Annotated in this window: 11 protein-coding genes; 5 read left to right on the top strand and 6 right to left on the bottom strand. The window is 67.0% G+C overall.

Annotation, left to right across the window (positions count from 1 at the left end; genetic code table 11):
- The first annotated feature begins 178 nt into the window (after positions 1-178).
- Positions 179-646: a hypothetical protein gene (locus ISP14_RS18400; RefSeq protein WP_404542772.1), complete on the top strand. Its 468-nt coding sequence runs from the start codon at positions 179-181 to the stop codon at positions 644-646.
- Between the two features lie 32 nt (positions 647-678).
- On the opposite strand, the gene ISP14_RS18395 is transcribed toward ISP14_RS18400, so the two are convergent.
- From ISP14_RS18395 to ISP14_RS18380, 4 genes are all read right to left on the bottom strand, one after another.
- Positions 679-2,277 (bottom strand): MASE1 domain-containing protein, encoded by a 1,599-nt coding sequence (locus tag ISP14_RS18395; protein WP_404542769.1) that lies wholly within the window; start codon positions 2,275-2,277, stop codon positions 679-681.
- 179 nt (positions 2,278-2,456) lie between these two features.
- Positions 2,457-2,918, bottom strand: a complete 462-nt coding sequence (locus ISP14_RS18390) for a glycine zipper 2TM domain-containing protein (protein WP_404542766.1) — start codon at positions 2,916-2,918, stop codon at positions 2,457-2,459.
- Positions 2,919-2,989: 71 nt separating this feature from the next.
- Positions 2,990-4,180 carry a cation:proton antiporter gene (locus ISP14_RS18385; protein WP_404542763.1) on the bottom strand — a complete coding sequence of 397 codons (1,191 nt, stop codon included), beginning with the start codon at positions 4,178-4,180 and terminating at the stop codon, positions 2,990-2,992.
- Positions 4,181-4,528: 348 nt separating this feature from the next.
- On the bottom strand, positions 4,529-5,998 hold the full coding sequence (locus ISP14_RS18380; RefSeq protein WP_404542760.1) for an MFS transporter: 1,470 nt from the start codon (positions 5,996-5,998) through the stop codon (positions 4,529-4,531).
- Positions 5,999-6,185: 187 nt separating this feature from the next.
- Here ISP14_RS18380 and rnk point away from each other — a divergent pair, with 187 nt between their 5' ends.
- A complete protein-coding gene (gene rnk, locus ISP14_RS18375; RefSeq protein ID WP_404542757.1) occupies positions 6,186-6,596 on the top strand; it encodes a nucleoside diphosphate kinase regulator in 411 nt (136 codons plus the stop codon).
- Between the two features lie 10 nt (positions 6,597-6,606).
- On the opposite strand, the gene ISP14_RS18370 is transcribed toward rnk, so the two are convergent.
- Positions 6,607-7,239 (bottom strand): phosphatase PAP2 family protein, encoded by a 633-nt coding sequence (locus ISP14_RS18370; RefSeq protein ID WP_404542754.1) that lies wholly within the window; start codon positions 7,237-7,239, stop codon positions 6,607-6,609.
- A 118-nt stretch (positions 7,240-7,357) separates the two neighbouring features.
- Here ISP14_RS18370 and ligA point away from each other — a divergent pair, with 118 nt between their 5' ends.
- The 3 genes from ligA to gloA2 are packed head-to-tail and all read left to right on the top strand — an operon-like array spanning position 7,358 to position 11,120.
- Positions 7,358-9,766 (top strand): NAD-dependent DNA ligase LigA, encoded by a 2,409-nt coding sequence (gene ligA, locus ISP14_RS18365; protein WP_404542752.1) that lies wholly within the window; start codon positions 7,358-7,360, stop codon positions 9,764-9,766.
- Entirely contained in the window at positions 9,763-10,722 is a 960-nt protein-coding gene (epmA, locus tag ISP14_RS18360) for an EF-P lysine aminoacylase EpmA (RefSeq protein ID WP_404542749.1), read from the top strand. Before ligA ends, epmA begins: the two co-directional genes overlap by 4 nt.
- Positions 10,723-10,724: 2 nt before the next feature.
- Positions 10,725-11,120, top strand: coding sequence for an SMU1112c/YaeR family gloxylase I-like metalloprotein (gene gloA2 / locus ISP14_RS18355; protein ID WP_404542746.1), 396 nt, complete (start codon positions 10,725-10,727; stop codon positions 11,118-11,120).
- Between the two features lie 54 nt (positions 11,121-11,174).
- On the opposite strand, the gene aqpZ is transcribed toward gloA2, so the two are convergent.
- Positions 11,175-11,876 carry an aquaporin Z gene (gene aqpZ / locus ISP14_RS18350; RefSeq protein WP_404542743.1) on the bottom strand — a complete coding sequence of 234 codons (702 nt, stop codon included), beginning with the start codon at positions 11,874-11,876 and terminating at the stop codon, positions 11,175-11,177.
- Positions 11,877-11,981 lie beyond the last annotated feature (105 nt).

Genomic DNA, 11,981 nt, shown 5'->3' with positions numbered 1-11,981 from the left:
AAGCATCGGCGACCCACTGGCTATGGACATACAACCACGAGCGTCCGAACATGGCTCTCGGCGGCATCACACCCATGCAGAAATTGGCCTTGCCCGCTTAGCTCCACTTTTGGCGAGCGCTAAAAGCGGGGGGATTACCGGGGCATGTCCATTCCATCATTTCGAGAGGGGATTGACCATGAACGTCACGTCTCGCCGCGTCTTGCTCGCCGGTTTGTTTTCCCTGGGAGTGTCAGCCACCGCGTTTGCCGGAAACCCGCCCGCCACGGGGCTTGGCCAGGCATGGCCCAATGCGGCCGATGTCAGTGCCAACCCGAGCTTCCACGTCTACGTGTTTGTGCTGGGGGGCGTGAAGTACGTGCAGGTGAACGACTTGAACGGCAACGTGCTGGGTGCGTTCGGCACGGCAGGTGGTCAGTTCGTCACCTTGCCGGTGGGACGTTTCGCGCAGCTGGTGACCACGCCGCAGACCCCGGCCGCGGTCACCACCGCCGCGGTCCCGAGTGCGGCTCCCGCCACCGTGTATCGGGACGGCTCGACCACGGTCACCGCCACGTTGCTGAGCGACGGCACGCTGCAGCTCAACGCGACGCCAGCAGATTCCGATACCTGTGATCCGATCGAGTGCAACAACCACATCCAGTGATGGCGGACCGACGCACAGGGTGCCCGGCACGCTCAGGTGTTGCCGGGTGCTTCGGGTTCACGCAGCAGCACGCTGATCCGGCGGCCATCCGGCCGCCGCTTTTCGCGGCAAGCTCCCTCGTAGGTCACCGCGCGGTCGTGGATCGCCTGCAGTCCGAGGCCGCTGGTGATCTGGTGCAGATGCGGCAGAAGCTCCTCCCATTGCACCTTGTCGGCACGTGCCTGGTCGATTTGAGCCTCGACACGCAGCATAACGCTTTGACGCCCATGCTTTCGGCAGCGGAGATACAGGCCGATCCGGCTCACGTCCCTGGGATTGCAAAGCGCGGCGACGGATTCGCAGGCGACGCGATAGATGGCCAGTCGCAGTGCAGGCGACAAGCGATCCAGCGGCCCGCGGAGCTCGCTCCAGTAGCCGATCCCGGCTTCGCCCAGCATTCTGGCGATCGCTCCTTCCCGGATCATCGCGGTCAGGTCTTGATGTCCCCACGCAACCGGGTAGAGCCCGTCGGCCACGCGATAGAGCTGGTCCTGCGCAACCAGGGCACGGCGCTGATACTTGCTGTCGTCGATGTCCGGCTGCGTATGACGAAGCCGTGTGGACATGGCGACGAAGCCGGCGTTCACCGTTTCGCGCGCCTGTTCCACGGCGTGTGAAGCCATGCGCAACTGTGTCTCGCCGGATTGCATGTTGCGCTGGGCCAGGGCCAGCGCCATGCGCAGGTCCAGACGTTCGGTTTCGCTGCGCCGGCGAAGTACGGCGATACGCTCCCCCAGCAACAGCATCGTGCTGATGGCAAAGGCGATGAACACCTGTGCTTGCAGCGTGTGGTGGTCGTAGCGTTCCGGCATCAGCGCGGTGATCGCCGTGCTCGCCAGCGTTCCGCCGATGGCCGCTCCCTGCCAGCCGTGCCGCAGGGTGAGCCAGACCACCGGCACGAACAGGCCGATCTGCGCGAGCTGGCGCACGGAAGCATTCGCCGGCGCCATCAGCGCGACCCAGACGAGCAGCAACAGGATAGGGGCCAGCAGCATCCCGCTTTCGATCAGCAGTCCGTTCCAGGCCAGCCGGCTTCCCAGGGACATCCACGAGTGTCCGCTGCAGAACAAATAGACGCACAGCAGCATAGGCGTCAGAGTCAGGACGCCCAGGAAATTGCCCAGCCACCATCGCGCCGCCAGTTCGCCGTAGTGCACCACGTAGCCGGGCGGCAGCTTGGTGAGGGCCAGCATCATGATGTCGTAGCCAGACATGAGAAACGCGAGCAGCAGCGCGCAGGCGAGCAGCGCGCTCATGTTCGCGGCATCTTTCGTCACGATGGGCCAGCGGCTGCGGAACAGATGCACGATGGGCATCATGAACACGATGGAGGGCACCACGTTCAGCACGGCCCAGGTGGTGCCCATCTGGTCCGCGTTGGTCAGGCTCATGTGCGCGAGCGAGACGGCCTCGCCGACGACCAGGGCGAACCAGTAGCGGCGGTCGACCAGCAGCAGGACGGCAAGATGGAAGCCGGTCAGGATCAGCCAGTGCGAGATGGAAAGCTGGCGGAACAGCGTGACACCGATGCCGTACGAGACGGCAACGGCGATCTGGCTGCGCCAGGAACCAGCTGCGAATCCCCCAACCATCGGCTCGCGCCTCGCTCCTTAGGTCGATGGCGATACAGAAAGCCCGCTTGCCGTGGGCAAGACATGAGCCGAAACAGTTTAGATGCAGAGGCGACGTGCTGCCAGACGGAATTCCGCGAATTGCCGGAAACGCACAACGCCCCTGACGGGGCGTTGTGTTTCACACGATCCGGAGACCTTCACTGGATCCGCGCGATGTTTCCATTCGCGTCCACCTGCACCATGTCGCCCTGGCGGATGCCGCTGGCGTCCTTGACCTGGATGTTCTGGTAGCTGCCGTTGCCCATCTTGATGCGCACCAGCCAGCTGGTATTGCTGCCGGTGTTGTTGCCGATCGCGTGGCCGGCGAAGCCGCCGCCCACGGCGCCGCCCACGGTGGCTAGTTTCCTGCCGTTGCCCTTGCCGACCTGGTTGCCGAGCACGCCGCCGGCGATGGCGCCGATGATCGCGCCGGCGGTGCCGTGGCCGCCGCCCTGGGTGATGTTCTGTTCCACGCGCTGCACGGTGCCGCACTGGTCGCAGCGCAGATAGATGCCGTCGTTGCGCACGAGCACGCCGTTGCCTTGCGCGGCGGCGGCGCCGGTGCCGGCGAGGCCGAGCGCGGCGGCCAGGGCGAGCGAGAGCAGGGGATGGATTTTCATGGCGATCTCCTTGGGTGGTGGCGCAGGTGCATCAGTGTAGAAGCGCGCGAGCGCAAGATTTCGTTATGGCATCACGCCGCGGGCGGCGCGTCCTCCGGGGAGTGACGCAGCAGCCAGGCAAGTACCGGCGGGGTGACCATCGCGGTGAGCAGGGACATCGCCACGATGATCGCGTAGACGCGGTTGTTGAACACGCCGGCGGCCAGGCCAAGGCTGGCGATCACCACGCCCACCTCGCCGCGCGGCACCATGCCGAAGCCCACGATGGTCGCACCGCGCCTGCCCAGTGACAGCGCGCCGAGCCCGCCGCCGACCAGCTTGGAGATGATGGCGATCACGGTGACCGCCAGCAGCATCCACAGCGCGTCGGCACTGGCCAGTTCGTGCAGGTCGATCTTGCTGCCGGTGATCACGAAGAAGAACGGCGTCAACAGGGTCAGCAGCGGCTGGGTCTGCTTTTCCAGGGTGTGTTGCTGGCGGGTTTCCGAGGCGATCATGCCGGCGAGGAAGGCGCCGATGATCGCGGCGAGGCCGAACAAGGTGGAGACGTAGGCCAGGCCCAGGCATAGCGCCAGCGCGATCAGCAGCGGCGATTGCGCGTGGCGCGGCTTGTCCAGCCAGCTGGAGTTCCAGCGCATCACCCGCGCGCCGCCCCAGCCGATCACCGCGATGAAACCCACTGCCTCGCCCAGCACCACCAGCAGGTTGCCGGGCTTGAACTCTTCGCCACCTTGCAGCGACACCACCACACCCAAAAGCAGCATCGCGAGGATGTCGTCGATCACCGCCGCACCGAGGATCACCTTGCTCTCCACCCGCTGCAGCGCGCCCAGCTCCTGCAGCACGCGCGCGGTGATGCCGGCCGAGGTGGCCACGAAGGCGGCGGCCACGAACATCGATTTGTCCCAGTTGAAGCTGTTGCTGTGAGCCCATAGCGCGCCCATGCCGAACGGCACGATCACGCCGATCACACCCACCAGGAAGGCCGTCTTGCCGACTTTCTTCAAGTCTTCCAGCCGCGTTTCCAGGCCCACCGAGAACAGCAGCAGCACCACACCGACCTCGGCCAGCACGTCCAGCGGCGTGCCGGTGGCGACCTGCTCGGGCGTGATCCAGCCCAGCAGCGAGGGACCGACCACGCAACCTGCAGCGATCTCGCCGACCACGCCGGGCAGCTTCAGGCGTTGTGCGATCTCGCCGCCGATCTGTGCCGCGACGAACACGATGAACAGGGTCAGCAGGATGTCGCTGGCGTGGTGCATGCGGTGCGTCCGGGCGAGGGCGTAGGCTGCATGCTACATGCCGCGCGCGCCGGCGTCGTGATGCTTAGAGCCTGTTCAATGTCTCCGCGTTGCTCGCATTGCCCTCGCATGGCCGTCAGGTGGTGGTGCGTGGCGCAGCGCCTGCCTGGCTGGCAGGTCAAGCCGCGCGCTGCCGCATGGCGGCCATGCGAGGGCAACCCCTGCACCTATAAATTCCGGGGCCGGGTCTGTTTGCCCGCATGCCTGCGTCATCACTCAGTCGTGGACCGACGTCCACTTCCTCGTTCTTCCTTGGCTTGCGCGCAAACAGCTCCCGGCGCGGGCCACGCGGAGACATTGAACAGGCTCTTAGTGCGCGGCTGGCAGCGCTTCGTCCGATCGATCGGGGCGCAGCCGGCCGAACACGCGGCTGGCGGCGGCAGTGATCACGGCCAGCAACAGCACCGTCCAGCGGAAGGCAACCACGAAGTCCTCGGCGGCGTGTCCGCGCAGCAGCCCCTGCATCAGCAAGGTGGACAGCGCGATGCCGAAGCTCATCGCCAGGTATTGCACGGTGGATGCCATCGACGAGGCCATCGAGGCATGGCTGATGTCCAGGTCGTTGTAGATCAGCGTGTTCATGGTGGTGTACTGCAAGCCGGCAAAACTGCCGTAGCAGAACGTGAGCAGGGCGATCAGCCACGCCGGCGTACCCGGTCCGAACAGCGCGAACGCGGCCAGCAGCAGTGCCACGATCAGCGTATTGCCCAGCAGCAGGCGGCGGTAGCCGTAGCGCACCAGCACGCGGTTGATCACCCACTTCGCGGCGATCGCGCCTACCGCCTGGGGCACCATCATCAGGCCTGCCGCCAGTGGCGACCAGCCGCAGCCCACCTGCAGGAACAACACCAGCAGCAGGAACATGCCGGCAATGCCCAATCGAGTGAACAGGCCGCCGGCCAGCGATACCCACACGCTGCGCACGCGCAGCAAGGTGAGGTCGGCCACCGGGTGCGCGGTGCGCCGGCTGTGCCAGACGTAGGCCACGCCCAGCAGCAGCGCGATGCCGCTGCAGCCGGCCATTTTCATCCATGGCACCGGGTTGGTACCGGCCAGCTCCGAGGCGGCGAGCAGCAGTGCGGAGGCAGCGGCGAACAGCAGGAAGCCTATGAGGTCAAAGGGGTTGGCGCGGTCCAGCCGGTACTCAGGCATGTCGCGCCGGTTCATCCACAAACCGGCGATTGCCACCGGCACGTTGACCAGGAAGATCAGCCGCCACGAGGTGTATTCCACCAATGCGCCGCCCAGCAGCGGCCCGAGCACCGAGCCGAGCAGGCCAAAGGTGGCGACAGTGCTCATCGCGCTCACGAATTCGCGCTTGTCGATACTGCGCACCAGCACGTAACGCCCCACCGGCATCAACGCGGCGCCGCCCACGCCCTGCAGCACGCGCGCAGCCACCAGCTGGGTCAGTGTCTGCGACAGGCCGCACAGCAGCGAACCCAGGCCGAACAGCACGATCGCCGCGCCGAACACCCGGCGTGTGCCAAAGCGGTCGCACAGCCACGGGCTGGCGGGAATCAGGATCGCCAGGGTCAGCACGTAGCTGGTCAGCGCGCTGCGCATGCCCAGCGGTGTTTCCCTGAGCGCGTCGGCCATGGCCGGCACCGCGGTGTTGACCACGGTGGAGTCCAGCGCCTGCATGAAGAACGCTGCGGCCACCAGCCAGAGCAGGCCGCGGTAGCGCTGGCGCGAGGAGATCTCCGGTTCGGCTTCGACCGCGATCGCCGCTGCGACGGCATCGGCGTGGGGGACGGACTCGGTGGCTTGCTGAGGCATTGCCGCAATGATAGCTGCTATGACAGCTTGCTTTCCGCCGCGATCCTGCGCAGAGTCAGCCTTGTTTCATCGATCGCCATCCCCAGATTGGATTGGCGATACAACCAAGACCATTGCGCGCCGGGGTGCCCATCGCCCCGGCGTGTGTTTTTGCGCGACCCGCATTGCCTGCGACAGGACAAGGACCATGAGCCGCAAACCCGCCATCACCATTTCCCGCCTCGACCTGGAGCGTATCGAGGCCTTGCTCGACCGGCTGCCGCCGACGCAGGCCGCGGCCATTGCCGGGCTGCGCGAGGAACTGGATCGCGCCACGGTGCTGGAGCCGTCGGAGATGCCGCGCAACGTGGTGACGATGAACTCCACCGTGAGCTTCACCGGCGAGGAAGGCGGCGCGCCGCAGCAGTTGACCCTGGTGTACCCGAATGCGGCCGGCAAGCCCGGCACCGTGTCGATCCTGGCGCCGGTGGGCAGCGCGCTGCTGGGCCTGGCCAAGGGCAAGCACATCGACTGGCCCACGCCGGACGGCCGCACGCGCCGCCTCACCGTGCTGTCGATCGACTACCAGCCCGAGGCGGCCGGAGATCTGCACCGCTGAGCGGCGCGGCTCACGGGTGGGGCTTGAAGTGGTGTATGAAGCCGACCTGGAACCCGCCGGGCAGCCAGCCGATGATCAGCGACGACTTCCGGTGCGCTGCCCAGATGCCCACGCCTGCGCCCAGCGCGGCGCCGGCCAGCACATCGGTCTGCCAGTGGCCGCGCGTCTTCATGCGCGCCACCGCGTCGTAGGCCGGTAACAGCGCCAGCGCGTAGACCGCGGGGTGGTCGTGGCCGTAGTTCACGATGAATGGCGTTACCGCGGCAGTGATCGCGGTGACCTCGCCGCTGGGGAAGCTCTGCGCGTGGCTGCCTTCGAAGAAGCGGTTCGGATCGGAGGTCTGCGAGGGGCGCTCGCGCTGGAACGTGTACTTCAGCGCCTGCGAGCCGATGCCGGAGATGACCATCGCGTCGACCGAGCGCCAGAAGGTGTCGCCCAGCTCGTCCTGGTCGCCGAAAGCCAGTGCGCCGCCGGCCACCGTCACGATGGAGCCGTACATGACGATGTTCTGGTTGGTGCGCTTCCAGATGCCGCTGTTGTCGTAATGCAGGCGGTGGTCGATGCCGAGCGGGCCGCCGCCGGCGAAGGCGGGTGCAGACAGCGTGAAGGCGAGCAGCAACAACGTGAAACGTGTCGTGCGCATGGGGTGCCTCCCTTGCGGCCCTGAGACGTGGCCGCCGGTGGTTCAGCCTAGTCCTGCTGGCTTTCGATTCGCTTACTTGGACGCTCCGCCGCAAGCTGCGGGTAGCTAAACTTCCCCCATGAGCGCATCCCCCGTTTCCGCCGCCAGCAAAACCCATGCCGCCGATCTGCGCGAACGCATCGAGCAGGCCAATTATCGCTACCACGTACTCGACGATCCGGAGATCACCGACGCCGAGTACGACCGCCTGATGCGCGAGCTGGAGGCGCTGGAAGCGGCGCATCCCGAACTGGCCGCGAGCGATTCGCCCACCCGCAAGGTAGGCGCGCGCGCCAGCGGCGGCTTTGCCGAGGTGCGCCATGCGATGCCGATGCTGTCGCTGTCCAACGCCTTCGAACAGCAAGTCGATGAGGGGCAGGGGGAAGACGACCGTGTGCGTTTCCACGAGGTAGCCGAATTCGAGCGGCGCATCGAGCAGACGCTGGACCGCGCTACACCGGTGTTTTCGGTGGAGCCCAAGCTGGATGGCCTGGCGATCAGTCTGCGCTACGAGCACGGCCAGTTCGTGCAAGGCGCCACGCGCGGCGACGGCGAGACCGGCGAGGATGTCACCGCCAACCTGCGCACGGTGCGCGCGATCCCGCTGAAGCTGCGCGGCGCGGGCTGGCCCGACGTGCTGGAGGTGCGCGGCGAAGTAATCATGCTGCGCAAGGATTTCGAGGCATTCAATACGTACGCGCGCGCGCACGACGAGAAGACGCTGGCCAACCCGCGCAACGGTGCGGCGGGCTCGCTGCGCCAGCTCGATCCGGCGATCACCGCGAAGCGCAGGCTGAGTTTCTTCGCCTATGCGGTGGGCGTGGTGGAGGGCGGCGCATTGCCGCCAACGCATTCGGCCACCTTGCAGCAACTGCGCGCATGGGGATTCCCGGTGTCGCCCGAGGTGGGCACGGCACGCGGTTTCGCGGGCCTGATCGCCTATTTCAAGCGCATCGGCAGCAAGCGCGACAGCTTGCCGTATGACATCGACGGAGTGGTCTACAAGTTGGACGACTACGAAGGCCAGCGTGCGATGGGTTTCGTGGCGCGCGCGCCGCGCTGGGCCATCGCGCACAAATTCCCGGCGCAGGAACAGACCACCACGGTCGAGGCGATCGAGATCCAGATCGGCCGCACCGGCGCCGCCACGCCGGTAGCACGGCTGGCACCGGTGCAGGTGGCCGGCGTCACCGTCACCAACGCCACGCTGCACAACGCCGACCAGGTGGCGCGGCTGGACGTGCGCGTGGGCGACACGGTGATCGTGCGCCGCGCCGGCGACGTGATTCCCGAAGTAGTGCGTGTGATGCCCGAACAGCGTCCGCCGCACACGCAGCCATGGACGATGCCGGCGCATTGCCCGGTGTGCGGCTCGGCGCTGCTGCGCGAGGAGGGCGAGGCGGCGTACCGCTGTTCCGGCGGACTGATCTGTGCGGCGCAGCGCAAGGAGGCGCTGATCCACTTCGCCTCGCGCCGCGCGATGGATATCGACGGCCTCGGCGAACGCTACGTCGATGCGCTGGTGGATTTCGGCTACGTGCACACACCGGCCGATCTCTACAAGCTCACGCTGGACGATTTCCTGGAGATGAAGCGCCGCGCCGACGAGCGCGACGGCACCACGCCGGAGACGGTGAAGGCCGGCAAGATCGCCACCAAATGGGCCGAGAACCTGCTCGAGGGCATTGCCGCCAGCAAGAACACCACGCTGGCGCGCTTCCTGTTCGGGCTGGGCATCATGCATATCGGCGAAAGCACGGCGAAGACCTTGGCGGCGTGGCTGGGCCGGCTGGAGTTCGTGCGCAGCATGCCGGCGCCGGTGTTGCGTGTGCTGCCGGATGTCGGCGGCGAGGTGGCGGCATCGATTGCGGGCTTCTTCGCGCAGCCCGGCAACCAGCAGGTGGTCGATGCCTTGCTGGCCGCCGGCATGCATTTCGGCGACGAAGGCGAACCTTCGCCGAAACTGCGCGAGCGGCTGGGACTTGCCGTGCTGCTGGATATGGCGGGCGTCAACAAGCTCGGTCCCAAGAGCACCTTGCTCCTGGCCGCGCAGTATCCGACGCTGCAGCGGCTGCTAGCCGCGGGGCAGGCGCAGTGGATCACCGCCGGGCTGCCGCAGGCGGCGGCGATCAACCTCGACGCGTATCTGGCGGACGCTTCGCAGCTGAGCGAATTGCGCGTCGCCGAGGCTGCGATGCAACGCCTGCTGGATGTCATTCCCCAGGCGGCACAGGCGGCCAACCTGCCGCTGGAAGGCCAGACTGCGGTGCTCACTGGCACGCTGCCTACCATGAGCCGCGACCAGGCCAAGGAGAAACTCGAAGCCCTGGGTGCGAAGGTCGCCGGCAGCGTGTCGAAGAAGACCAGCTTCGTGGTGGCCGGCGCGGAAGCCGGCTCCAAGCTCGACAAGGCAAACGAGCTGGGCGTGCCGGTATGGGACGAGGCGCAGTTGCTGGCCTTGCTGGCCGAGCATGGAGTCGCGCCGTGAAGAACCCGGGGCTGCACGAAGCACTGCAACTGCGCGCGCGCCTCTACGCGCTGATACGCACGTTCTTCGCCGAGCGCAAAGTGCTGGAGGTGGAGACACCGATCCTCTCGGCGGCCGGCAACACCGAGCCGAACATCGAGAGTTTCAGCACGCAGTTCAGCGGCCATGTCGATGCCGGGGCGCGCGAGCGCTGGCTGCGTACCTCGCCGGAGCACCCGCTGAAGCGTCTGCTCGCGGCGGGTGTGGGCGACTGCTACGAGCTGGGGCGGGTGTTCCGCAACGGCGAGGCGGGTGGGCGGCACAACCCCGAGTTCAGCATGCTGGAGTGGTACCGGGTGGGCTGGGATCATCGTCGGCTGATGCACGAGACCATCGAGCTGGTGGCCGCGGCGCTGGCGATGCTGGGCCGCCGTGCCGAAGTGCTGATCGAGGGGTACCGCCAGCTGTTCATCGACGAACTGGGCCTGGACCCGGCGCACGCACCCATCGACGAACTGCGCGAGCCGCTGGCCGGCCTGGGCATCGATCCCGAGGGGCTCACCCGCGACGATTGGCTGGACTTGCTGCTCACCCACAAGCTGCAGCCGGCGTTTCCGCGCGAGCGCATCACCGTGATCCACGACTATCCGGCCAGCCAGTGCGCGCTGGCCAGGGTGCGCCCCGGCGATCCGCCGCTGGCCGAACGTTTCGAGCTGTACCTCGGCCCGTACGAACTGGCTAACGGCTACCACGAGCTCAACGACGCGGCGGAACAGCGCGCGCGCTTCGAGCGCGACAACGCGCGCCGCCGCGAACGTAGACAAAGCGAACCACCGCTGGACGCGCACCTGCTCGCCGTCCTCGATGCCATGCCCGACTGCGCCGGCGTGGCGCTGGGCGTGGAGCGCCTGCTGATGTGCCTGGCCGGCACCGACGCGATCGCCGACGTGCTGGCGTTTCCCTTTTCGGAAGCCTGACCATGCCGGAGCCCTTGCTGCGCGGCATTCACCACGTCGCCCTGATCTGCTCGGACTATCCGCGCTCGAAGGCGTTCTACAGCGGGACGCTGGGGTTGCGTATCGTGCGCGAGGTCTACCGCGAGGCGCGCGATTCCTGGAAGTGCGACCTGGAAGTCAGCCCCGGCGTGCAGCTGGAGCTGTTCTCCTTTCCGGGTGCGCCGCCGCGTCCTTCCTGGCCGGAGGCGCAGGGACTGCGTCACCTCGCGTTCGTGGTGCCGGACGTGGATGCCGCGGCGGCGGCGTTGTCTGCCCGCGGGGTGGCCTGCGAAGCGGTGCGGGTGGACGAGTACACCGGCAAACGCTTCGTCTTCTTTGCCGATCCGGACGGCTTGCCGATCGAGCTTTACGAAGCCTGAAACAGACACGCGGCCGGGGGCCGCGTGTCGTGTGGCCCGGTGCAGCCGTGCCGCTTATTCGTCGTCGCTGCGCAGGTAGCGGAAGATCAGGCCGCCGACGACGCCACCGATGATGGGCATCACCCAGAAGAACCACAGCTGGTGGACTGCCCAGGTGCCCTGGAAGAAGGCCACTGCGGTCGAGCGCGCCGGGTTCACCGAAGTGTTGGTGACCGGAATGCTGATGAGGTGGATCAGGGTCAGCGCCAGGCCGATCGGGATGCCGGCGAAGCCGGCCGCCGCGTTCTTGTGGGTCGTGCCCATGATGATGAACAGGAAGAAGGCGGTCATCACGATCTCGCACACCGCCGCCGCACCCATCGAATAGCCGCCGGGCGAGTGGTCGCCATAGCCGTTCGAGGCAAAGCCGCTGGCGCTGGCGTCGAAACCCGCCTTGCCGGTGGCGATGGCGTACAGCACCGCGCCGGCGACGAGGCCGCCGATCACCTGGGCGACGATGTAGGGCAGTACTTCCTTCGCCTGGAAGCGGCCGCCGGCGGCGAGGCCGCAGGTCACGGCCGGGTTGAAGTGGCCGCCGGAGATGTGGCCGACCGCGTAAGCCATGGTCAGCACGGTGAGGCCGAAGGCCAGCGCCACGCCGACGAAGCCGATACCCAGCTGAGGGAATCCCGCAGCCAGCACGGCGCTGCCGCAGCCTCCCAGTACCAGCCAGAACGTGCCGAAGAATTCGGCTGCCATGCGTTTGCCCAGGTTCATCGATAACTCCTTTTCGATTGCATGTATGGACACGAGCGTCGCGGCAAGGCGACGCATGCCGGATGACTGGCCGGAGGCCAGGGTCGAACGACGTTTCCTCTCCCC

It is taken from the genome of Dyella agri (assembly GCF_044904705.1).
GTDB lineage: Bacteria > Pseudomonadota > Gammaproteobacteria > Xanthomonadales > Rhodanobacteraceae > Rhodanobacter_A > Rhodanobacter_A agri.
The sequence above is the reverse complement of the archived record's forward strand: the minus strand, read 5'-3'. Positions and strand labels throughout refer to the sequence as shown.

What these genes read in the sequence shown, in the direction of transcription:
- ligA (WP_404542752.1), top strand. Translation starts at nt 7,358, where the DNA reads ATGAGCGCATCCCCCGTTTCCGCCGCCAGCAAAACCCATGCCGCCGAT.
- ISP14_RS18370 (WP_404542754.1), bottom strand. Translation starts at nt 7,239, where the DNA reads ATGCGCACGACACGTTTCACGTTGTTGCTGCTCGCCTTCACGCTGTCT.
- ISP14_RS18390 (WP_404542766.1), bottom strand. Translation starts at nt 2,918, where the DNA reads ATGAAAATCCATCCCCTGCTCTCGCTCGCCCTGGCCGCCGCGCTCGGC.
- ISP14_RS18400 (WP_404542772.1), top strand. Translation starts at nt 179, where the DNA reads ATGAACGTCACGTCTCGCCGCGTCTTGCTCGCCGGTTTGTTTTCCCTG.
- aqpZ (WP_404542743.1), bottom strand. Translation starts at nt 11,876, where the DNA reads ATGAACCTGGGCAAACGCATGGCAGCCGAATTCTTCGGCACGTTCTGG.
- gloA2 (WP_404542746.1), top strand. Translation starts at nt 10,725, where the DNA reads ATGCCGGAGCCCTTGCTGCGCGGCATTCACCACGTCGCCCTGATCTGC.
- ISP14_RS18385 (WP_404542763.1), bottom strand. Translation starts at nt 4,180, where the DNA reads ATGCACCACGCCAGCGACATCCTGCTGACCCTGTTCATCGTGTTCGTC.
- ISP14_RS18395 (WP_404542769.1), bottom strand. Translation starts at nt 2,277, where the DNA reads ATGGTTGGGGGATTCGCAGCTGGTTCCTGGCGCAGCCAGATCGCCGTT.
- rnk (WP_404542757.1), top strand. Translation starts at nt 6,186, where the DNA reads ATGAGCCGCAAACCCGCCATCACCATTTCCCGCCTCGACCTGGAGCGT.
- ISP14_RS18380 (WP_404542760.1), bottom strand. Translation starts at nt 5,998, where the DNA reads ATGCCTCAGCAAGCCACCGAGTCCGTCCCCCACGCCGATGCCGTCGCA.